Consider the following 21,457-nt stretch of genomic DNA (forward strand, 5'->3'; position numbering starts at 1 on the left):
GAAAGAAGTATTACGGGCGGACCGCATGCACGATGCCCGGCCGATCCGGCGGCCCGCACGCTGGAGGACGTCAACCTGACCTTCAACCGCAACGGGGGACGCGCCGTGTTCGTGGCGCTCAGAGACCTGCGCTTCGCGAAGGGACGGTTCGCTCTCATGGGCGCCGTCGTCTTCCTCATCACCCTCCTGGTGACCATGTTGTCCGGCCTGACCGCCGGGCTGGCACGGGAGAACATCTCGGCCGTGGAGGGCCTGCCCGCCGGGCACCTCGTCTTCGCCGGCGGCGGGAAACCGTCCTTCGCCGACAGCCGCGTCACCGACCGGACCTGGCAGGAGTGGCGGCGGGCGACCGGCGGCGCCGCCGAGCGGCTGGGCGTCTCCATGTCGAGGCTCGGCCACGGCGACGGCGACCAGAGCGCGGGGGTGGCGCTCTTCGGCGTCCAGCCGGGCGGCGTCCTCGCCCAGGGGCGGCCCGTGGACGCCGGGAAGGTCGTGCTCTCCGCCGCGCTCGCCGCCGACACCGGGGTGGGCGCCGGGGACACGGTGCGGATCGCGGGCAGGGACTTCACCGTCGCCGGCGTCGGCGGCCAGGCGTCCTACAGCCACACGCCCGTCGTCTGGCTCGGCATCGGCGACTGGGAGCAGATGGGCCGCCAGGCCGGCGCCGACAGCGTGGCGACCGTCCTGGCGCTGCCCGACAGCGGCACGGCGCTGCCTTCCGGCGGCCTGGCCGCGGCCGACGCGCGGCTCGGCACCACGACCGTCCCGCTGTCGCAGGCCCCCGCCGCGATCGGCTCGTTCTCCTCCGAGAACGGGTCGCTCCAGCTCATGCGCGGGTTCCTGTTCGCGATCTCGGCCCTGGTCATCGGGGCCTTCTTCACCGTCTGGACGATCCAGCGGCGCGGCGACGTCGCCGTCCTGAAGGCCCTGGGCGCGAGCTCGGGCTACCTGCTGCGGGACGCGCTCGCCCAGGCGGTCATCGTGCTGCTGGGCGGCGCGGGCGCCGGCGGCCTGCTCGGCGCGGGCCTCGGCGCGCTGGCCGAGGGCACGGTGCCGTTCGTGCTGTCGGCGGCCACCACCGTGGCGCCGGTCGCCGTGCTGATCGTCCTCGGGGCCGCCGGGGCCGCGCTGGCCATCCGCAAGATCACCTCTGTCGACCCGCTGACCGCCCTGGGAGCCTCCCGATGACACTCAAGCTGACCGACGTCGTCCTGACCTATCCCGACGGCGACCGGACGCTGACCGCGCTCGACCACGTCAGCCTGGCCGTCGCGGCGGGCGAGTTCGCCGCGGTGGTCGGCCCGTCCGGCTCGGGCAAGTCGAGCCTGCTCGCCGTCGCCGCCACCCTGATCACGCCCGCCGCGGGCAGCGTGGTCATCGCCGGGCAGGACGTCTCCGCGGCCGGCCAGGCGGCCCGCACCAAAGTCCGCCGCGACCACGTCGGCATCGTGTTCCAGCAGGCCAACCTGCTGCCCTCGCTCACCGCGCTGGACCAGCTCCTGGTGATGGCGCACCTGGCCGGCGAGTCCCCGCGCGCGGCCGGCCCGCGGGCGCGGGACCTGCTGCTCGCCGTCGACCTGGGCGGCAAGGAGCACAAACGCCCGCACCAGCTGTCCGGCGGCGAGCGCCAGCGCGTCAACATCGCCCGCGCCCTGATGAACTCCCCCGAGGTGCTGCTGGTGGACGAGCCCACCAGCGCGCTCGACCGCCATCGGGGCGAGCGGATCGTCTCCCTGCTGGCCGGCCTCACCAGGACGAACGACCTGGCCACCGTCATGGTCACGCACGACCTGGCCACCCTGGACCAGGTGGACACCGTCCTGACCATGGACGACGGCAGGCTCGGCGAACGCGCCGCGACCACGAGCGGGGTCAGCCTCGGGGGGTGAACTGGTCCAGGTCGTAGACGCCGAGCGCCCGCTCGATGTCGGCCACCCGCGCGACCACGCCGGTGAAGCCCGCCGCGCCGAACCGGCGGTGCTCCTCGTCCTCGAACGTCTCGGCCAGCTCGGCGAACTCCTTGGGCGGGATGACGGCCCGCATGGCGGGGAAGACCACGGTGTCCTCGCGGGCCTCGTGCGGCTCGTACATGCGGACGAAGGCGGCCAGGTCGGCGGCCAGGCCGCGGCGGGCGCTCTGGGGGACGGGCCGCGCGGTGACGTCCAGGATGCGGCCGGTCAGGACGCGTCCGCGCCGGTGCTGCCGGATCAGCACGGGCACGACGTCGGTGAGCTTGCCGGCCCCGACCAGGCGCGGGAAGACGTAACGCTCTTCGAGCCGCTCGTGGTACTCCTCGATGAACGTGCGGATGACCTCGGCGCCGGCGTGCAGGGGGCCGGCCGGCACCCGCTCCCCGGCGCCGATCCGCCGGACGCCCTCCCGGTAGACCAGCAGGACGCGCTTGAGGACCCCGTGCTCGCGCATGAGGTCCTCCGGCGGCGTGACCGGCACCTCCCCGGCCCGCTCAGGGCCGGGGGCGGGGCTGGCCGTCGCGGCGCCGCGGGCCGGCCGCGCGGACTCGCAGCCGGTCAGCACCGCCGAGCCGCAGGCCAGGGCGACGGGCATCGCCAGCATCTCGCGACGGCGCACGCTCGCCGGCCCGCCGCCTGCTTCGTCCCTCATCGCCTGCCCCCCGTTCCCGAGCCGCCCCTCCCAGGTGCTGCCCGTCGGCCGGCGTCCCGACGCGAGGGCGCGGGTAATCCTTGTGCCGGGAACGCGTCTGCCTGCGGGTTACCACTCCTCGTTCCAGGCCTCGTCAGGGTGGGGCCACTCCGGCGGCTGCGGGCAGCCGAAGGCCGACTTGTGGCAGACGTCGTGCCAGCCCGGGTGCTCCTCGCAGTGGTCCCAGTACGGATGCCCGCCGTGGCAGTGCCCCGGATGGGTCGGCGTGGGCTTCGGCGTCGGCGTGGGCTTCGGCGTCGGGGTCGGCGTGGGTGTGACGGTCGGCGGGACCGTGGGCGTCGGGGTGGGCGTCGGGGTCGGCGTCGGCGTCACCGTCGGCGTCGGAGTGGGCGTCGGAGTGGGCGTCGGAGTGGGCGTGGGTGTCGGTGTGGGTGTCGGTGTGGGCGTCGGGGTCGGGCTGGGGGTGGGCGCGGGCGGACGGTTGTAGACGGTGCAGCTGACGGCCGCGTCGCTCGGCACCTCGACCGTGAAGCCGAGACCGCCGCTGTTGGTCACCGGCACCTCGACGCCGGTGTCGATCAGGCGGCAGACGGCGTTGCGCCCGTCCTGGGTGACCAGGGTGTGACCGGGGTGCTGGGCCTCGGTGACGGTGACGTCGGCCGACGGGGTCTGGCTGAAGGTGAGGTCGAAGTTGACCGATCCCGTGCCGTCGCCGGTCGTCGACTCGGTGGCGGGCAGCCCGCCGATGCCCGGCGTGGTGGTCTCGGCGGTGAAGTCCCAGCCGGGGCCGGCCGGGGTGGCGCCGGTGACGTCCTCACCGGTGTTGCCGGCCGGGACGAGCTGCTTGATCACCGACAGCGACCCCTCGCACTGGGCCCGGACGATCTCCCGCAACGCCTGCCCGGCGGCGGCGTAGTCGCTGGTCTGGAAGTAGTCGGCGGCGGCCGCGTTGGAGCCGTCGAAGGCGGTCGTGCCCGAGATGGCGCGCAGGTTGAGCGCGGTCAGGCCGGTCACGCCGTTGCCGACGCCGACGGCCAGCACGCGGGTGCCCTCGGCCTTGACCGCGTTGGCGGAGAAGATCCCGGCCTCCACCTCGGCGATGCGGGTGTTGCTGCCGTCGCCGAGCAGGGTGTCGTAGTAGGTGGGGTTGCCGTCGGTGAGCACCACCAGCAGGTCGTAGCGCGGCGCGGCCTCGGCGACCGCCCACAGGCCGCGGTCCCAGTTGGTGCCGCTGCCGAGTTGCCAGTCGGCGTACTGGTTCTTGAACGCCTCGGCGCCCGCCTCGGTGGACACCGGCATGAGCTCGGGGTTGTTCGTGGTGCCCGCGCTGGGCGAGTTGCGGTCGAAGGTGAACAGCGCCATCCGCGACGGCGTGCCGGTCAGCGCGTCGGTGAAGGTGTCGGCGGCCTCCTTCAGGTCGGGCAGCGCGCTGCCCACCGAGGCCGACAGGTCGAGCAGCAGCGCGACGTCGAGGCCGCAGGTCAGGTCGGGCCGGGGGTTGACCCGCGACTGCTGCCAGATCCCGGTCGAGGCGGTGGCGTCCGCGCGGGTGTTGTTGATCATGAAGTCGCTGGTGGAGGAGTACGTGGTGCCGCTCTCCAGCGCGGGGGTCTGGAAGACGTACGGCGTGGCGACGGAGTTCGACCCGCTGCCGCGGCCGGTGCGCAGCTCGGGGTTGGTGTACCAGCCGCCGGGGGCGGAGATCTGCTTGACGTAGAAGCGGGCGCCGGCGTTGTCGCCGCCCGGCTCGGTGCCGGGGACGACGAAGCTGCAGTCGCCGTCGCCGTCCGAGACGCACACCCCCCAGTCGGCGTCGACCGGGAGATCGGCGTCGGGCGCGGCGAACAGGCCGAGCTCGACCCCGGCCAGCGGCCCCACGGTGGTGTCGCCGGTGCGGTCGCCGCCGGTCCGCACCGTCACCACCGAGGTGTCCGGCGACGGATCGGGCACGACCAGGTGGGACGACGGGACCGCGAGCAGCCCCGCGCACAACACTTTCGCCAGCCTGCCGGCGACTACGCGAACACTCTTCATCTTCCCCCCAGAGCGAGCCGATCACTACGGACTGTAACCAGGAGGGGATCAAAGGGTGCTTACGCCGTCCCCGGCCGCGCGATCAATGCCGACCGCACCTTGGAACGCGCTTGACCTGCGACGACCCCGCCGTCAGCCCGCCGTCAACCCTCCGTGCTCTCGGTGATCCAGCGGGCGGCGAGCAGGCCGGAGACGGCGGTGAGGACGGCCCCCGCGACGACCGTGGCGCCGAGGCCGAGCACGTCGGCGAGCACCCCGGCGACCAGGGCTCCCGCCGCGTAGCCGACGTCGCGCCAGAAGCGGTAGGCGCCCAGGGCGTTGGCCCGCCAGGAGGGGTGGGCGTGGTCGGAGACCGAGGCGATGAGGGCGGGATAGACCATGGCCGTGCCGAGCCCGAGGACGACGGCGGACAGGACCCCGGCGAGCAGGGCGTCGCCCAGCGGCGCGACGGCCAGGAGGAGCCCGCCGGACTGGACGAGCATGCCGGTGACGATGAGGGGCTTGCGGCCGAGGCGGTCGGCGAGGTGCCCGGCGGGGATCTGGCCGACGCCCCACAGGAGCGGGTATAGGCCCTTGATCAGGCCGACGGCGGCCAGGCCCAGGCCGTGGTCGGTGAACAGCAGGGGGAAGACGCCCCAGGTGAGGCCGTCGTTGAGGTTGTTGACCAGCCCGGCCTGGCTGACGCCGCGCAGCGAGCGGTCGCGCCAGGACGTGCGGGCGAACGCGGCCACGGGACCGGTGTCCCCGCCGGCAGGCCGGGGGTGCCGGTCGAGTTCGAGGGCCACGTGGGCGGCGGTGTCGCGGACGAGCAGGGCCAGGGCCAGCCCGGCCACGACGAAGACGACGCCGACCAGCTCGGGGACGGGACGCAGGCCGTGCCGGGTGGCCAGGTAGCCGGTGAGCAGGGCGGTGGCGCCGACGGCGGTGTACCCGGCGGCCTCGTTGAGGCCGGTGGCCAGCCCCCGACGGGCGGGCCCGACCAGGTCGATCTTCATGTTGACGGTCATCGACCAGGTCAGGCCCTGGTTGAGGCCGAGCAGCACGTTCGCGGCCACGATCCACCCCCAGGAGGGCGCCCAGGCCAGGACGAACGGGACGGGGATCCCGATCAGCCACCCGGCCACCAGGAGCTGCTTGCGGCGGAACCGGGCCGTCAGGGCTCCGGCGGCCAGGTTGGTGACCGCCTTGGTGAGCCCGAAGGCGACGATGAAGGAGAAGACGGCGAGGTCGCTGGTCAGGCCGAAGACGTGGGCGCCGATGAGCGGCACGGTGGTGCGTTCGAGGCCCACCAGGCCGCCGACGGCGACGTTGACGACGACCAGCAGCGAGAACTGGAGGGCGTTGGCCCGGAGCCCGAGGCGTACGGGCGGGCGCCCGGCCGGGGCGGGCGCGGAGGCGTTCTGCACGGCGGGGGTCCCTTCGCGCCTGGGACGAGTGGATATGTCCAGGTCACCATACCCCCCCAGGTATCGTTGGCAATACCACGGGGGGTATTTGACATCCTCTCCGAGGAGAACCTACTGTCGGGTAGCGATACCCCCGGGGGTATCAACCCACTGGCCGCGTTCCTCACGAAGGGATTGCCGTGTTCTTCACCCAGTACTACCTGGACTGCCTCTCGCAGGCGTCGTACATGATCGCCGACGAGGGGACCGGCCGAGCGGTGGTCGTCGACCCCCGGCGGGACGTCTCCGAGTACCTGGCCGACGCCCGCGCGCACGGCCTCACCGTCGTCGGCGTCGTCAACACCCACTTCCACGCCGACTTCGTCGCCGGCCACCTGGAGCTGGCCGACAGCACCGGCGCCTGGATCGGCTACGGCCGGCGCGCCGAGACCGAGTACCCCATCCGCAAGCTCGCGGACGGCGAGCGCATCTCCCTCGGTGACGTCACCCTGGAGATCATGGAGACGCCCGGCCACACCCCCGAGTCGATCAGCGTCCTGGTCTACGAACACGCCGAGGACCGGGTGCCGTACGGGGTGCTGACCGGCGACGCCCTGTTCATCGGCGACGTCGGCCGCCCCGACCTGCTCGCCTCCGTCGGCGTCACCCCCGGGGAACTGGGCGCGATGCTGTACGACAGCGTGCAGAACAAGCTCATGGGCCTGCCCGGCGAGGTGCGGGTCTTCCCCGCGCACGGCGCCGGCTCGGCCTGCGGCAAGAACCTCTCGACCGAGAAGCAGTCGACCATCGGCGAGCAGCGGGCCACCAACTACGCGTGCGCGCCGATGGACCGCGAGACGTTCGTCGCGCTCGTCACCGCGGGGCAGCCCGCCGCCCCCGGCTACTTCGCCTACGACGCCGACCTCAACCGCAGGGACCGCGCCCGCTACGACGCCTCGGCGGCCCCGGTTCCGCTGACCCTCGCCGGGTTCACCGGGCTGCGCGCCGCCGGCACGGTCGTGGTGGACGCCCGCGACCCGCAGGACTTCGCCGCCGGGCACCTGCGCGGTTCGGTGAACGTCCCCGCCGACGGGCGCTTCGCCGAGCAGGCGGGCACGGTGCTCGACCCGGCCGCCGAGCTGGTCGTCATGGCGCCGCAGAACCGCGAGGAGGAGGTCGTCACCCGCCTGGCCCGGATCGGCTTCGACCGCGTCGCGGGTTACCTGCGCAACCCCGACGACGCGCTGGTGGCCCTGGCCGCCGAGGTCGCCCCGGCCAGCCGCCTGACCGCCGCGCAGCTGCGCGCCGCGCTCGCCGGCGAGGCCCCGCCCGTCGTCGTGGACGTGCGCACCGCGGGCGAGCGCGAGGCGAACGGCTTCATCGACGCCGCGCTGCACATCCCGCTGAGCGAGCTGCCCGCCCGCAGCGGCGAGCTGCCCGCCGACCGGCCCGTCGTCCTGCACTGCGCGGGCGGGCACCGCTCCTCCGTCGCGGCGAGCCTGCTGCGGCACCGCGGCTTCCAGGACGTCTCCGACGTGCTCGGCGGCTACGCCGCGTGGGCCCTGTCGGCCGAGCCGGCCGGCGTCTGACCGGACCGTTCCCCTGTCCCCGTCCCACACGCTTGTCTCCACGATACCCCCCGGGGTATCAGCGAAGGATAGATCCATGAACACCTCCACCGTCCTCACCCCCACCGTGCTCCAGCGACTCGTCCAGGAAGGGCGGGCGCCCCGCCTGCTCGACGTGCGCACGCCCGGCGAGTTCCGCACGGCGCACATCCCCGGCTCGTACAACGTGCCGCTGAACACCCTGCGCGAGCACCGGGCCGAGCTGCTGGCCCACCTGGACGAGGACGTCGTGCTCGTCTGCCGCTCCGGGGCGCGGGCCGCGCAGGCCGGGCAGGCCCTCGCCGAGGCCGGGCTGCCGAACCTGCGCGTCCTGGAGGGCGGCATCGTCGCGTGGGAGACGGCCGGCGCGTCCCTGGAGCGGGGGCCCGAGCGGTGGGACATCGAGCGCCAGGTGCGGCTCGTGGCCGGTTCCGTCGTCCTGGTCACCGGCCTGGCCGGGATCTTCCTGCCCGGCGCGCACCTGATCGGCACCGCGGTCGGCGCCGGCCTGACGTACGCGGCCGTCAGCAACTCCTGTGCCATGGGCGTCCTGCTGTCCAGGCTGCCCTACAACCGCGGGCCGCGCACCGACATCCGCACGGTGCTCGCGGAGCTGCGGAGCACCCCGTGACCGTGCTGATCGTCGCCGTGTCGCTGCTCGTCGGGGTCAGCCTCGGCGTGCTGGGCGGCGGCGGCTCGATCCTGACCGTGCCGATCCTGGCCTTCCTGGCCGGGCAGGACACCAAGGAGGCGATCGCCACCTCGCTGTTCGTCGTCGGCGTCACCAGCCTGGCCGCGCTGGTCCCGCACGCGCGGGCCCGGCGGATCCGCTGGCGGACCGGCCTGCTCTTCGGCGCGTTCAGCATGGCCGGCGCGTACGGCGGCGGACGCCTCGCCGAGTTCGTCCCCGGCACGGCGCTGCTCGTCGCCTTCGCCCTGATGATGCTGGCCACGGCGGTGGCGATGCTGCGCAGGCCCCGCAACCCCAGGAAGCGGGCGCGGCCCGCCCACGGCGACCTGCCGCTGACGCACATCGCGGTGGAGGGCCTGGTCGTCGGGGCGGTGACGGGGCTGGTCGGCTCCGGCGGCGGCTTCCTCGTCGTCCCGGCGCTCGCCCTGCTGGGCGGGCTGCCGATGGGCGTCGCGGTCGGCACCTCGCTGCTGGTCATCGCGATGAAGTCGTTCGCCGGACTGGCCGGGCACCTGGCGGGCGTCGCGATCGACTGGCGTCTCGCCCTCATCGTGACGGCGTCCGCGGTGATCGGCAGCCTGGCCGGCGGCCGGCTCGCGGGCCGCATCCCGCAGGACGCGCTGCGCACGGCGTTCGGCTGGTTCGTCGTCGTCATGGGTGTGTTCGTGCTCGTGCAGCAGGTCGACGCCGCCGTCTGGAGCCATCCGGTGACGTGGGCGGGGCTGGTGGCCGTGCCGGCCGCCGCCCTGGCCGCCCGCCGGTGGCGCGCCTCAGGCGCCGGCTGACGGTTCAGGGGGACGGCGGCTCGTCGCGCACCTGGGCGGCCGTGACCGCCACGGTGGTGACGATGTCGGCCACGGTGGCGCCCCTGGACAGGTCGTTGACCGGCCTGCGCAGCCCCTGCAGCACCGGACCCACCGCGACCGCCCCGGCGCTGCGCTGGACGGCCTTGTACAGGTTGTTGCCGGTGTTCAGGTCGGGCACCACGAAGACGGTGGCGTGCCCGGCCACCTGGCTGCCGGGCATCTTGGTCCGCGCCACGGCCGGGTCCACCGCGGCGTCGTACTGGATCGGCCCCTCCACCTGGAGGTCGGGACGCCGCTCGCGGACCAGCTCGGTGGCCGCGCGCACCTTGTCGACCTCGGCGCCCGCGCCCGAGGTGCCCGTCGAGTACGACAGCATCGCGATCCGGGGCTCGACGCCGAACATCGCCGCGGTGCCGGCCGAGGCGATCGCGATGTCGGCGAGCTGCTCGGCGGTGGGGTCGGGGTTGACCGCGCAGTCGCCGTAGACCAGGACCCGGTCGGCCAGGCACATGAAGAACACGCTGGAGACCAGCCCGAGCCGCAGGATCTCGAACGCCGGCCTGATCGTGTGCGCGGTGGTGTGCGTCGCGCCGGAGACCATGCCGTCGGCCAGGCCGGCGTGGACCATGAGCGTGCCGAAGTAGGAGACGTCGGTGACGGTGTCGCGGGCCAGCTCGACGGTCATCCCCCGGTGCGCCCGCGCCTCGGCGTAGGCGCGGGCGAACCGCTCGCGCAGCTCCGGGTCGAACGGGCTGAGCACCCTGGCCGCGGCCAGGTCGAGGCCGAGCTGGGCGGCCTGGACCCTGATGCGTTCGGCGTCGCCGAGCAGGGTGAGGTCGGCCACGTCCCGGCGCAGCAGGATGTCGGCCGCGCGCAGGATGCGCGGCTCCTCGCCCTCGGGCAGCACGATGTGCCTGCGCCGGGCGCGGGCCCGGTCCAGCAGCTCGTACTCGAACATCAACGGCGTGACGACGTCGGTCTTGGCGATGTCCAGCCGTTCCAGCAGCAGCGGGCCGTCCACGTGCTCGGCGAACAGGCGCAGCGCCGCGTCGATCTTGCCGCCCGCCTCGGGCGTGAACCGCCCCTCCACGGCCGACAGCCGGGTCGCGGTGTCGAAGGTGTCGTGACCGGTGGCGATCACCGGCAGCGGGATCTCCATGCCGCGCAGCAGCCGTTCCACCGGGCCGGGCAGCTCCGTGCCGCCGGTGAGCACCACCGCCGACAGGGCCGGGAAGCCCGGCGAGGTGTGCGCGGCGATCAGGCCGGGCAGCAGCGCGGCGGCCCGGTCGGACGGGATGATCACCGCCGCGCCCTCGGTGAGCCGCTCCAGGATGCCGGGCAGCGACATCGCGCCCACCATCAGCGCGCTCGCCTCCCGGCCGAGCCCGTCGCGCTCGCCGAGGAAGAACCAGCCGTCGCACGCGTCGAGCAGGTCGGCGACCGTGGGCGCGCGCAGCGAAGGGGTCTCCGGCAGCACGAACACGGGCGTCGCGTGGCTGACCGTGAGCGGCCCGCCGGTCGAGCGGGTGACCACGACCGCGAGTTCCTGGGCGTGATGGTGGGCCAGCTCCCTGGAGGACACCTCGACCGCCGCGGCGGTGCGGGCGGCCGTCCGGCCCCTGCCGCTCACCACGTTGATCACGGGGGTGCCCAGGTCGGCGGCCAGCCGGGCGTTGAACCCGAACTCCGTCGGCGCGCCCACGTCGGTGTAGTCGGTGCCGACCACCACGACCGCGTCGCAGCGCCGGGCCAGCGCGCGGAAGCGGGCCACGATGTCGCCGGCCGCCCGCTCGACGTCGGCGTGCACCTCGTCGTAGGTGACCCCGGCGCACGCCTCGTAGGGCAGGGCGAGCTGGAACCGGCTGCGGATGGTGTTGACCAGGCCGTCCTCGCGCCCGGCCCGTACCACGGGGCGGAACACGCCCACGCTGCCCACCTGCCGCGACAGCAGCTCGACCAGCCCCAGGGCGACGGTCCCCTTGTTGCTTCCCGCTTCGCCGGCGGCGACATACACAGCTCGCGTCATGCCACTCATTCTCGACGCCCTCGGCACGTCCGGAACGCCATCGGGCCCGATTCGGTGCCGTACGCCCCCGGAAGGAGGGACCAACGTCCCTGTCTTGGGGGAAGGCAGGTGGGTAGCGTCATCGTCATGGCCGCCTTGACCTGGTGCGCGGGCTCGCGATGAACCCGTGGACGCTCACGTACGAGGGCTTCGCCCCGGCCTCGGCCGGGCTGCGCGAGGCGCTGTGCACGCTCGGCAACGGCCGCTTCGCCACCCGCGGCGCCACGCCCGAGGGGCGGATCCGCACGCCCGGCACCTACCACGCGGGCTGCTACGACCGCCTGGCCTCGCAGGTGGGCGGCCGGACGGTCGTCAACGAGGACCTGGTCAACCTGCCCGACTGGCTGCCGCTCGACTTCGCCACGCCGGGCCAGGACTGGTTCGGCCCGGAGCTGGCCGACCTGCTCGGCTACACCCAGGAGCTCGACCTGCGCCACGGCGTGCTGCGGCGGGAGCTGCGCTGGCGCGACGCGCTGGGCCGGATCACCCGGGTGCGGCAGCGCCGCCTGGTCTCCATGGCCGACCCCGCCCTGGCCGCCCTGGAGACGACCTTCACCGCGGAGAACTGGTCGGGCCCGCTGCGCGTCCGCGCCGGACTGGACGGACGCGTCACCAACAGCGGCGTCGAACGCTACCGCGACCTGCGCGGCGACCACCTGACGGAGCACGCCACGGGCCACCGCGACGGGCTGACCTGGCTGACCGCGACCACCCGCTCCTCCCGCGTCACCGTCGCGCTGGCCGCCCGCGCCGACGCCCCCTCCCCCGGCTCGCCCGCCATGGAGCCCGACCACGTCGCCAGTGAGCACGTGCTGACGCTCGCCGCGGGCACGCCGGTGACGTTCACGAAGGTCGTCGCCCTGCTGACCTCGCGCGATCCCGCCGTGCACGACCCGCTGTCGGCCGCCCTGCGCCGCGCGGCCACGGCCCCGGGCTTCGCCGAGCTGCTGGAGGCGCACGCCGCGGCCTGGGAGCGGCTGTGGGAGCGGGCCGAGCTGAACGTGGACGGGCCCGAGCTGTCGCAGATCGTCCACCTGCACATCTTCCACCTGCTCCAGACCCTGTCGCCGCACACCGCCGACCTCGACGCCGGGGTGCCCGCGCGCGGCCTGCACGGCGAGGCGTACCGGGGGCACGTGTTCTGGGACGAGCTGTTCGTCCTGCCCTGGCTCAACCTGCGTTTCCCCGAGATCTCCCGCGGCCTGCTGCGCTACCGGTGGCGCCGCCTGCCCGAGGCCCGCGCCGCGGCCCGGTCGGCCGGGTACGACGGCGCGATGTTCCCCTGGCAGAGCGGCAGCGACGGCCGCGAGGAGACCCAGACCTACCACCTCAACCCCGACTCGGGGCGCTGGCTGCCGGACGTCTCCCACCTGCAGCGCCACGTCGGCCTCGCCATCGCCTACAACGTGTGGCAGTACCGCCTGGCCACCGGCTCCATGCCGTCGTGGTGCGCCGACCTGCTGATCGGCATCGCGCGGTTCTTCGCCTCGCTGGCCGTGCTCGACCCCGTCTCCGGCCGGTACGAGATCCGCGGCGTCATGGGCCCGGACGAGTACCACACCGCCTACCCCGGCGCCGCCGAACCGGGCCTGGCCAACAACGCCTACACCAACGTCATGACCGTATGGCTGCTGCGGCACGCCCTCCGGCTCGGCGCGGCCGGCGAGCGGGAGGCGGCGCGGTGGGAGGACATCACCCGCCGCATGCGGGTCGACTTCCACGACGGCGTCATCAGCCAGTTCACCGGCTACGCCGGGCTCGCCGAGCTCGACTGGGAGCGGTACGCGGGCGTCCGCCGCCTCGACCGCGCCCTGGAGGCCGACGGCGACGACGTGAACCGCTACAAGGCGTCCAAGCAGGCCGACACGCTGATGCTGTTCTACCTGCTGGGCGCGGACGAGCTGCTGGCGATCCTCGACCGGCTCGGCTACCCGGCCGACCCCGGCCTGATCCCGCGCACGACCGCCTACTACCTCGACCGCACCAGCCACGGCTCCACGCTGAGCGCGGTCGTGCACGCCTGGGTGTTGTCGCGCTGCGACCGGGCGCGCTCCTGGCAGTTCTTCGCCGAGGCGCTGGTCGGGGACGTGCACGACGTCCAGGGCGGCACCACCGCCGAGGGCGTGCACCTGGGCGCGATGGCCGGGACCGTGGACATGCTGCAACGCTGCTACCTGGGCCTGGAGCCGAGGCCCGAGGGCCTGCTCCTCGACCCTCTGCTGCCCGGACGGCTCGGCACGCTCTCGCTGCCGGTCCTGTTCCGCGGCCGCCGGATCACCATCGAGGCCGGCCACGACGGCACGCGGGTCGACGGCGTCCCCGTGCCGGGCGGTGCGGGCCTCGTCCTCACGGAGAAGGAGATGATCATGACGAACAGTGGCGACTTCGGACGCCGGGTGACCTACCACCGCGACCGGCTGGGCCTCACCGTCGACCAGCTGGCCGAGCGCGCCGACATGTCCCCCGGGTACGTCACGTACCTGGAGGGCCACCTCGGCATCCCCGACAGGAACACGGTGACCCGCCTGGCCACGGCCCTGGGGACGACCCCGCAGGACCTGCTGGGCGGTGGCCGCGACCGTCCGCCGGGCCCCGGCGCCGGCCCGGACGAGCCGGTGCTGGAGGTCCTCGACCCCGAGGAGTGCCTGCGCCTGGTCGCGCCGGGCGGGATCGGGCGGATCGCGTTCAACGGCTCGCACGGGCCCACGGTGCTGCCCGTCAACTACCGGCTGCACGAGGGCGCCGTGGTGTTCCGCACGTCCCGCGGCGGCCCCATGGACCAGGACCTGCGCACCGGCCTGGAGGGCGTGGACATCATGATCGGCTTCCAGGTGGACCGGATCGACGAGGTGCGCAAGGAGGGCTGGAGCGTCCTGATCCAGGGGCCCGCCCACCACGTGCCCGAGGACGAGGTCGCCAAGCTGGCCGACGCGGGCGTCACGCCCTGGGCGGGCGGGGAGCGTCAGCTCTACATCCGGGTCGTGCCGCACCAGGTCACGGGCCGCCGCATCCACGGCCTGTGAACCGGCCGCAGCCGTGGACCCGCGTCAGACGGTGGCGGCGGGCCGCAGCAGCGCCTGTTGCAGCGCCCTGCCCAGGTCGGCGTCGGTGATCATGCCGGTGACCAGGCCGCCCTCGACGACCACCGCCGACAGGCCGCCCACCCGGGACGGGTGTTCCAGCAGGGCGGTCGCGTCGTCGTCCGGCGACAGGACGCGCGGCGGCCGCTGGGCCGCCACCAGCGTCTCCACCCTGGTGTCCCCCCTGCGCTCGGCGGGCACGGCGAGCAGGGTCTCCAGCGAGACGCCCCCGAGCGGCGCCCCGTCGAACCCCACGACGGGGAAGACCGACTGGTGCGAGCCGAGCACCACCGTGTCGACCAGCCCCTGCACGGTCAGCCACGCGGGGGCCAGGTCCGGCGTGGCCGTCATGACGTCCCGCACCCGCACTCCCCCGAGGCCGCGCCGGGCCGCCCTGCTCATGATCTCGCCGCGGGCCGCGCCCGCGATGTACCAGCCGGTGATCACCACCCACATCCCGCCCAGCGGGTTCCACACCCAGATCACGACGAACCCGGTGAAGGTCAGCATGAGACCGATCGCGTAACCGGCCCGCGCGGCGCCGGCGTCGGCGCGGGCGCGGTCGCCGTGGCGGCTCCACATCAGGCCGTGCAGCACCCGGCCGCCGTCGAGGGGGCTGCCGGGCAGCAGGTTGAACACGCCCAGGACCAGGTTCATCATGGCCAGCCACGCCGCGGCGGCCCTGGGCACCCCCGGCGGCAGCACGGCCGTGACGGCGAGCGCGAGCCCGCCGAGCAGCAGGCTCGCGGCGGGGCCGGCGGCCGCCGTCACCACCTCGGTCCGGGGCGTCCTGGCCTCGTCGCGGAACTGCGTGACGCCGCCCAGCGCCCAGAGCGTGACGGACTCCACCTCCATGCCGCAGCGCTTGGCCACCAGCGCGTGCGCCAGCTCGTGCGCGAGCAGGGAGGCCATGAGCAGCAGCCCCGTGAGCGCGCCGGCGACCCAGTACGCCGTCCTGCCCGCGCCCGGGGCGGCGACGGCCAGGACCCCGGAGCCCAGTCCCACCGCCACGAGCGTGACGATGGCCAACGCGGACCAGTGAGCGCCGACGGGGATGCCCGCCACCCGTCCGAAGCGCAGGTTTTGCCTCATGATTCCAGCTTGCATGCTTCTCGACCCTCCTGACCAGGGACGACCTCTAGGGGCGGACCACCGCGACGGCGCAGCGGGCGTGGTGCAGCACTCCCCTGCTGACCGAGCCGAGCACCAGCGAGCCGAACGCGCCCCGCCCGTGGGAGCCGACCACGATCAGGGCGCAGGGCGACCCGGTGAGCGCCTCGACCGGGTGCGCGCTCTGGACGTCCTCCACGACCGTCACCTCGGGCCACCTCTCGCGCCATGCGGCCGTCCGGGCGCGGACCGCCTCGTGCTGGGCGGCGCGGACCTCGTCCAGGTCGTAGGCGATCTCGGGGGCGAAGGCGTGCACGGGGATCTGCCAGGCGCGGATCAGCCGGAGCCGGGCGCCGCGCAGCCTGGCCTGCTCGAAGGCGTAGCCGATGGCCGGCTCGCAGACGTCGGAGTCGCCGATCCCGACGCCGATCTCGCCGACCGGCCCGCCGCCCTCGGCGCGCACCACCACCACGGGACAGGCGGCGTGCCCGGCCACGTGCATGGTCACCGATCCCAGCAGCGCGCCGGCGAACCCGCCCAGGCCCCGGTTGCCGATGACCAGCTCGTCCGCCTGCCGCCCCTGGTCCAGCAGGACGGCCGCGGGCGTCCCCTCGACGACCTCGGCGTGCAGCCGCACCGACGGCTGGCGGGCGCGCGCGGCGGTCTCGGCCGCCTCCAGCACCTTGGCCGCCGCCATCAGCAGGTAGTTGCCCTGGCCGTAGTCGGGGAACCTGGTGACGGCGTACGGCTGCCGGTCCAGGGCGTGCACGATCCGCAGCTGCGCGCCCGTGCGCGCGGCGTCGTCGGCGGCCCATCCGACCGCCGCGGCGCCCGGGGCCGAGCCGTCGGTCCCCACCACGATCACACCGGCCATGACGCCCCCTCCTCCTCCGGAGCCGGCCCGCCGCCGGTCCCGTCATCCCTTCTCCGCGCGCGGCCGTACCACCGCCACGGGGCAGGCCGCGTGGTGCAGCACGCCGTGGCTCACCGAGCCGAGCACCGCGGAGGAGAAGCCGCCCCGCCCGCGCGAGCCGACCACGACCAGGTCCGCGGCGGCGGCCGCCTCGGTGAGCGCGGCCACGGGGTGCCCGCGCACCTGCTCGTCGGTGATCACGACGTCGGGGTTCTCGCTCCGGCACGGGTTCACCCGCGCCTGGGCCGCCCTGGCCTCCTCCTGGAAGGAGTCGGCCAGCAGGTGGCTGTAGGCCGCCCAGTACGGCGAGACCGCCGGCGCCTCCCAGGCGTAGACCACGTGCAGGCGGGCGCGGCGCGCGCGGGCCTGCTCGACGGCGTAGGCCATGGCCTCCCGCGACGCCGCCGAGCCGTCGTCGCCGGCCACCACCAGGTCGTGCCGGACGGCGACCACCCCGCGGACGACCACGACGGTCCCCGCGGCGTGCCCGGCCACCGCCCTGCCCACCGACCCCAGCACCATGCCGGCGAAGCCGCCCATGCCCCGGCTGCCCAGCACCAGGCTGTCGGCCGCGGCCGATTCGACGATCAGCGCGTCGATCACGTTGCCCGCCAGCATCTCGGCGGTGACCTCGACGCCCCCGCCGATCGCGCGGGCCCTGCCGGCCGCCGCCTCCAGCGCGCCCATGCAGTACCGGGCGCCGTCCACGCCGAGCACCCACTGCTCGCACACGTGCACGAGCCGGAGCGGCAGCCCTCTGCGCTGCGCGTCGCCGGCGGCCCATTCCACCGCGGCGGTCGATGACGCGGAGCCGTCCACCGCGGCCACGATCGGTCCGCGCATCCTGCCTCCTTCGCGCCTTCGACGTCCCCATACCCGCCATAACGGATATAAGGGGCGTAAACACACCAAGAATCGCCGCTGTCCCCTCCAACTTCGGGCCGCGGCACGCGACGGGCAAGCAGGCCAGACCAAGAGTTTCCCCGCCTGTGGGGCTCGGCCCGCCGGTCCCGGGAAGGCTCATCCGCGCAGGTAACCGGACAGATTCCGCTCCCGGAGGCGGCAGTGATCGACGCACACGCCGGCCGGCCCGTGCTCGTGGGGTACGACGACTCGACCGAGAGCCGCCACGCGCTGCACTGGGCGGTCGCCGACGCGCGCCTGCGCGGGCTGCCCGTCCTGGTCTGCCACGCCCTGCACTGGCCCTACGCGCCCAGGCCCGTCGCCCAGGAGATCATGCGGCACGTCGAGCCGGTGGCGCTCGGCGTCGTGGACGAGGGCGTCCGGCGGGCCAGGGAACTGGCGCCGGAGCTGGACGTCCAGCCGCTCCTGGGCCGGGGCACCCCGTCGGCGGTGCTGCTGGAGGCCGCGCGCGAGGCGGAGCTGACGGTGCTCGGCTCCCGCGGGCAGGGCGGGTTCGAGGGCCTTCAGGTGGGGTCGGCCGCCGTCCAGGTGCCCGCGCACAGCGTCACGCCGGTCGTGGTCGTCCGGCCGCCGCTCCAGCCGCCCGCCCGCCAGGACGTCAGGATCGTGGCCGGGCTGGACGGCTCACCCGCCAGCCTGGCCGCCTTCGACCTCGCCCTGGACGAGGCCGCCCTGCGCGAGGGCACCGTGACGGCCCTGTGCTGCTGGGCCGACTGCGGGTCGTCGTCCTGGCAGGAGCCGCTGCCCTTCGTGGACTCGCACGCGCTGCGCCAAGGCGCGGAGAACCGCTTCCGCGAGGTCGTCGCCCACCTGGCCCGCAGACGCCCCGAGGTGACGGTGGTCACCGAGTTCCTGACCGAACGCCCCCAGCGCGTGCTGATCGAGGCCTCCAAGGACGCCACGCTCCTCGTGCTCGGCAATCGGGGGAACGAGGCCCCTCCCTGCCTGCTGCTCGGAGCCGTGACGCAGGCCGCCCTGCTGGAGTCCCGGTGCCCGGTCGCGGTGACGCCCGCGGCCGTGCTGAACCCGCGGATGCCGCCCGCGTCCCGGTGACGCGGGGAGCTCAGGGGCGGTCGCCCGGCACCACCGCAACCGGGCAGGGCGCGTGCTGCGGAAGGGAGCTCGCGGTGCCGAGATGCGCGGCGCGCGGCCGGCCGACCACGACCAGGGTCGCCCGCTCGTGCGGCTCGCCCTGCTCCACGTGGACCTCCGGCCGGCGGGCCGCCCACTCCCCCAGGTCGGCCGAGGCCGCGAGCGGCAGCCCGCGCATGGCCGCCTCGGCGAAGGCGAACTCGACGACCGCCGCGTCCGGCTCCCGCTCGGCCAGGACGACCGGGCCTGGACGGGTGGCCTTGGGCAGCGGCCCCGGCCCGCGTACGACGATCACCGGGCACTCGGCGTGCGCGGCGGCGTACCCGGCCACCGAGCCGACCACCACCCTGGGCAGCGCGCTCAGCCCGCGCGAGCCGACCACGACGAGCGTGGCGTCGGCCGACAGCTCCACCAGCCGCTGGGCGGCCGGGCCCTCGTACAGGTCGGTCTCCACGCGGACGCCCGAGCTGGTGGAGCGGGCGCACTCGGCCCCGTGCCACAGGACGTGCTCGGCCGCCTTGCGCAGATGGGCCTTGGCCTCCTCCTCCGCCTCGCCGTACGGCCATTGCCAGGCGTGGACGACGGTCAGCGGCAGGTTCCTGAGCTCGGCCTCGTCCAGCGCCCAGTCCAGGGCCTGGACGGAGAAGTCCGAGCCGTCGTAGCCGAGCACGATGCGATCCATGTCCGTGATCCCTTCAGACGTCGCTGGGATTCAGCCTCGGTCCCGCGAGGCCGGCCGCCCGTGGTGGAGCGGCCCTTCTTGACGGGACCTTGGCCCGCCTTTTCCGGCCGCGCGGGGCCGGCGCGCTTCGCGGGTCACCACGTCCAGTCGCGGACGGCGGGGGCGTCCTCGCCGTGCTCGCGGGTGTACGCGCGGGCCGCCAGCCGGGCGTCGGCCATGCGCTGGCGCAGGTGCGCCTGGGTGGCGCCCAGGCCGGGCACCCGGTCGACGACGTCCATGACCAGGTGGTAGCGGTCGATGTCGTTGAGCATGGCCATGTCGAACGGCGTGGTCGTGGTGCCCTCCTCCTTGTAGCCGCGCACGTGGATGTTGGGGTGGCCGGTGCGGCGGTAGGTGAGGCGGTGGATCAGCGAGGGGTAGCCGTGGAAGTTGAACACGACCGGCCTGCCGGTGGTGAACAGGGCGTCGAACTCGGCGTCCGGCAGGCCGTGCGGGTGCTCCGACGGCGGCTGCAGCCGCATCAGGTCCACCACGTTGACGACGCGCACCTTCAGCTCGGGCAGGTGCTCGCGCAGGATGGCCGCGGCGGCCAGCGTCTCCAGGGTGGGCACGTCGCCCGCGCAGGCCAGCACGACGTCCGGCTCGGCCCCCTCGTCCGAGGACGCCCAGGGCAGGACGCCCAGGCCGCGGGTGCAGTGGGCGACGGCCTCCTCCATGGTGAACAGGTCCAGCACCGGCTGCTTGCCCGCCACGATCACGTTGACGTAGTCGCGCGAGCGCAGGCAGTGGTCGGCCACCGAGAGCAGGGTGTTGGCGTCCGGCGGCAGGTAGACCCGCACGACCTCGGCCTTCTTGTTGACCACGACGTCGAGGAAGCCGGGGTCCTGGTGGCTGAAGCCGTTGTGGTCCTGCCGCCACACGTGCGACGACAGCAGGTAGTTGAGCGAGGCGACGGGCCGCCGCCACGGGATCCTCTTCGCCGACTGCAGCCATTTGGCGTGCTGGTTGAACAGGGCGTCGATGATGTGGATGAACGCCTCGTAGCAGTTGAACAGGCCGTGCCGGCCGGTCAGCAGGTAGCCCTCCAGCCAGCCCTGGCACAGGTGCTCGCTCAGCACCTCCATCACCCGGCCGCCCGGCGCCAGGTTCTCGTCCGTGGGCTCGACCTCGGCGTTCCAGGCCCGCGTGGTCGTCTCGAAGACGGCCTGCAGCCGGTTGGAGGCGGTCTCGTCCGGGCCCATCAGCCGGAAGTCGTGCGGGTTGGCGGCGATCACGTCCCGCAGGAAGGCGCCCAGCACCCGGGTCGGCTCGGTCGACTGCGCCGCGGGTGACTTGACCTCCACCGCGTGGTCGCGGAAGTCGGGCAGCGCCAGCGGGCGCAGCAGCTCGCCGCCGTTGGCGTGCGGGCTCGCGCTCATCCGCAGCGGCCCCTCGGGGACCGTCCCCAGCAGGACGGGCGCCGGGCGGCCCTCGGCGTCGAACAGCTCCTGCGGCCGGTACGAGCGCATCCACTCCTCCAGCATCGCCAGGTGCGCCGGGTTGTCCCGGACGCCCGACAGCGGCACCTGGTGGGCCCGCCAGGTGCCCTCGACCGGCTTGCCGTCCACCTCGCGCGGGCCGGTCCAGCCCTTCGGCGTGCGCAGCACGATCATGGGGAGGCGTTCCAGGCGGCCCTCCTTGTAGGCGGCGATCTCGTCGAAGACGGTGTCGAGCGTGCGCGCCATCTCCTCGTGGTCGGGGCCGACGAGGTGGGGGCGGTAGCCGTAGCCCTCCATGAGCTTGACCAGCTCGTCCTGCGGGATGCGGGCCAGGACGGTCGGGTTGGCGATCTTGTAGCCGTTCAGGTGCAGGATCGGCAGCACGACGCCGTCGCGGTAGGGGTCGAGCAGCTTGTTGGAGTGCCAGCTCGCGGCCAGCGGGCCGGTCTCGGCCTCGCCGTCGCCGACGACGCAGGCGACCACCAGGCGCGGGTTGTCGAAGGCCGCGCCGAACGCGTGCGCGAGGGAGTAGCCCAGCTCGCCGCCCTCGTGGATGGAGCCGGGGGTCTCGGGCGCGACGTGGCTGGGGATGCCGCCGGGGAAGGAGAACTGGCGGAACAGCCGGCGCATCCCGGCGGCGTCCTGGGAGACCTCGGGGTACTTCTCCGAGTACGAGCCCTCCAGCCAGGCGTGCGCGACGGCGGCGGGCCCGCCGTGGCCGGGACCGGCGATGTAGATCATGTCCTGCCGGCGTTCGGCGATGATCCGGTTGAGGTGGGCGAAGCAGAAGTTCAGCCCGGGGGTGGTGCCCCAGTGACCGAGCAGCCGCGGCTTGACGTGCTCCGGGCGCAGCGGTTCGGTCAGCAGCGGGTTGTCCAGCAGGTAGATCTGCCCGACGGACAGGTAGTTCGCCGCGCGCCAGTAGGCATCGATGTGCTGCATCGTCGTCATGATGACGATGATTTCCC

General features: G+C 74.2%; 16 protein-coding genes. 7 read left to right on the forward strand and 9 right to left on the reverse strand.

Going from position 1 to position 21,457, the window contains the following annotated elements; all coding sequences use genetic code 11:
• Positions 1 to 105: 105 nt before the first annotated feature.
• The gene (locus tag ACIBST_RS02815; RefSeq protein ID WP_397168516.1) at positions 106 to 1,188 is read left to right on the forward strand and encodes an ABC transporter permease; all 1,083 of its coding nucleotides are present in this window, start codon (positions 106 to 108) and stop codon (positions 1,186 to 1,188) included.
• Positions 1,185 to 1,889, forward strand: a complete 705-nt coding sequence (locus tag ACIBST_RS02820; RefSeq protein ID WP_397168518.1) for an ABC transporter ATP-binding protein — start codon at positions 1,185 to 1,187, stop codon at positions 1,887 to 1,889. Before ACIBST_RS02815 ends, ACIBST_RS02820 begins: the two co-directional genes overlap by 4 nt.
• On the opposite strand, the gene ACIBST_RS02825 is transcribed toward ACIBST_RS02820, so the two are convergent.
• From ACIBST_RS02825 to ACIBST_RS02835, 3 genes are all read right to left on the reverse strand, one after another.
• Positions 1,873 to 2,622, reverse strand: a complete 750-nt coding sequence (locus tag ACIBST_RS02825; protein WP_397168520.1) for a hemerythrin domain-containing protein — start codon at positions 2,620 to 2,622, stop codon at positions 1,873 to 1,875. The two genes, ACIBST_RS02820 and ACIBST_RS02825, sit on opposite strands and share 17 nt — an antisense overlap.
• A 108-nt stretch (positions 2,623 to 2,730) precedes the next feature.
• Positions 2,731 to 4,656 carry a vWA domain-containing protein gene (locus ACIBST_RS02830; protein WP_397168521.1) on the reverse strand — a complete coding sequence of 642 codons (1,926 nt, stop codon included), beginning with the start codon at positions 4,654 to 4,656 and terminating at the stop codon, positions 2,731 to 2,733.
• Between the two features lie 143 nt (positions 4,657 to 4,799).
• Positions 4,800 to 6,062 (reverse strand): MFS transporter, encoded by a 1,263-nt coding sequence (locus ACIBST_RS02835; RefSeq protein ID WP_397168523.1) that lies wholly within the window; start codon positions 6,060 to 6,062, stop codon positions 4,800 to 4,802.
• Positions 6,063 to 6,241: 179 nt separating this feature from the next.
• On the opposite strand from ACIBST_RS02835, the gene ACIBST_RS02840 reads away from it, so the two are divergent.
• The 3 genes from ACIBST_RS02840 (at position 6,242) to ACIBST_RS02850 (ending at position 9,124) form a co-directional block, all read left to right on the forward strand.
• Positions 6,242 to 7,630, forward strand: coding sequence for a rhodanese-like domain-containing protein (locus tag ACIBST_RS02840; RefSeq protein ID WP_397168525.1), 1,389 nt, complete (start codon positions 6,242 to 6,244; stop codon positions 7,628 to 7,630).
• A 76-nt stretch (positions 7,631 to 7,706) separates the two neighbouring features.
• Complete coding sequence (locus tag ACIBST_RS02845) at positions 7,707 to 8,279, forward strand: rhodanese-like domain-containing protein (protein ID WP_397168526.1); 573 nt, start codon at positions 7,707 to 7,709, stop codon at positions 8,277 to 8,279.
• Positions 8,276 to 9,124 carry a sulfite exporter TauE/SafE family protein gene (locus ACIBST_RS02850; RefSeq protein ID WP_397168528.1) on the forward strand — a complete coding sequence of 283 codons (849 nt, stop codon included), beginning with the start codon at positions 8,276 to 8,278 and terminating at the stop codon, positions 9,122 to 9,124. The genes ACIBST_RS02845 and ACIBST_RS02850 overlap by 4 nt, the downstream gene beginning before the upstream one ends.
• A gap of 4 nt (positions 9,125 to 9,128) precedes the next feature.
• On the opposite strand, the gene pta is transcribed toward ACIBST_RS02850, so the two are convergent.
• Complete coding sequence (gene pta, locus ACIBST_RS02855) at positions 9,129 to 11,171, reverse strand: phosphate acetyltransferase (protein WP_397168530.1); 2,043 nt, start codon at positions 11,169 to 11,171, stop codon at positions 9,129 to 9,131.
• Between the two features lie 143 nt (positions 11,172 to 11,314).
• Here pta and ACIBST_RS02860 point away from each other — a divergent pair, with 143 nt between their 5' ends.
• Positions 11,315 to 14,233 carry a pyridoxamine 5'-phosphate oxidase family protein gene (locus tag ACIBST_RS02860; RefSeq protein WP_397168531.1) on the forward strand — a complete coding sequence of 973 codons (2,919 nt, stop codon included), beginning with the start codon at positions 11,315 to 11,317 and terminating at the stop codon, positions 14,231 to 14,233.
• 24 nt (positions 14,234 to 14,257) lie between these two features.
• Here ACIBST_RS02860 and ACIBST_RS02865 read toward each other — a convergent pair whose 3' ends face one another.
• From ACIBST_RS02865 to ACIBST_RS02875, 3 genes are read right to left on the reverse strand one after another with little or no spacing between them, the layout of a single operon-like run.
• On the reverse strand, positions 14,258 to 15,382 hold the full coding sequence (locus tag ACIBST_RS02865; protein WP_397168532.1) for a M50 family metallopeptidase: 1,125 nt from the start codon (positions 15,380 to 15,382) through the stop codon (positions 14,258 to 14,260).
• A gap of 46 nt (positions 15,383 to 15,428) precedes the next feature.
• Positions 15,429 to 16,274: a universal stress protein gene (locus tag ACIBST_RS02870; RefSeq protein WP_397168533.1), complete on the reverse strand. Its 846-nt coding sequence runs from the start codon at positions 16,272 to 16,274 to the stop codon at positions 15,429 to 15,431.
• Positions 16,275 to 16,316: 42 nt separating this feature from the next.
• On the reverse strand, positions 16,317 to 17,156 hold the full coding sequence (locus tag ACIBST_RS02875; RefSeq protein ID WP_397168535.1) for a universal stress protein: 840 nt from the start codon (positions 17,154 to 17,156) through the stop codon (positions 16,317 to 16,319).
• A gap of 222 nt (positions 17,157 to 17,378) precedes the next feature.
• On the opposite strand from ACIBST_RS02875, the gene ACIBST_RS02880 reads away from it, so the two are divergent.
• Entirely contained in the window at positions 17,379 to 18,290 is a 912-nt protein-coding gene (locus ACIBST_RS02880) for a universal stress protein (RefSeq protein ID WP_397168536.1), read from the forward strand.
• A gap of 10 nt (positions 18,291 to 18,300) precedes the next feature.
• On the opposite strand, the gene ACIBST_RS02885 is transcribed toward ACIBST_RS02880, so the two are convergent.
• Both ACIBST_RS02885 and ACIBST_RS02890 read right to left on the reverse strand, forming a co-directional pair.
• Positions 18,301 to 19,011: a universal stress protein gene (locus tag ACIBST_RS02885; protein ID WP_397168538.1), complete on the reverse strand. Its 711-nt coding sequence runs from the start codon at positions 19,009 to 19,011 to the stop codon at positions 18,301 to 18,303.
• 134 nt (positions 19,012 to 19,145) lie between these two features.
• Positions 19,146 to 21,431 (reverse strand): phosphoketolase, encoded by a 2,286-nt coding sequence (locus ACIBST_RS02890; RefSeq protein ID WP_397168540.1) that lies wholly within the window; start codon positions 21,429 to 21,431, stop codon positions 19,146 to 19,148.
• Positions 21,432 to 21,457 lie beyond the last annotated feature (26 nt).

The sequence above is a fragment of the Nonomuraea sp. NPDC049684 genome, assembly GCF_044465345.1.
Lineage (GTDB): Bacteria > Actinomycetota > Actinomycetes > Streptosporangiales > Streptosporangiaceae > Nonomuraea.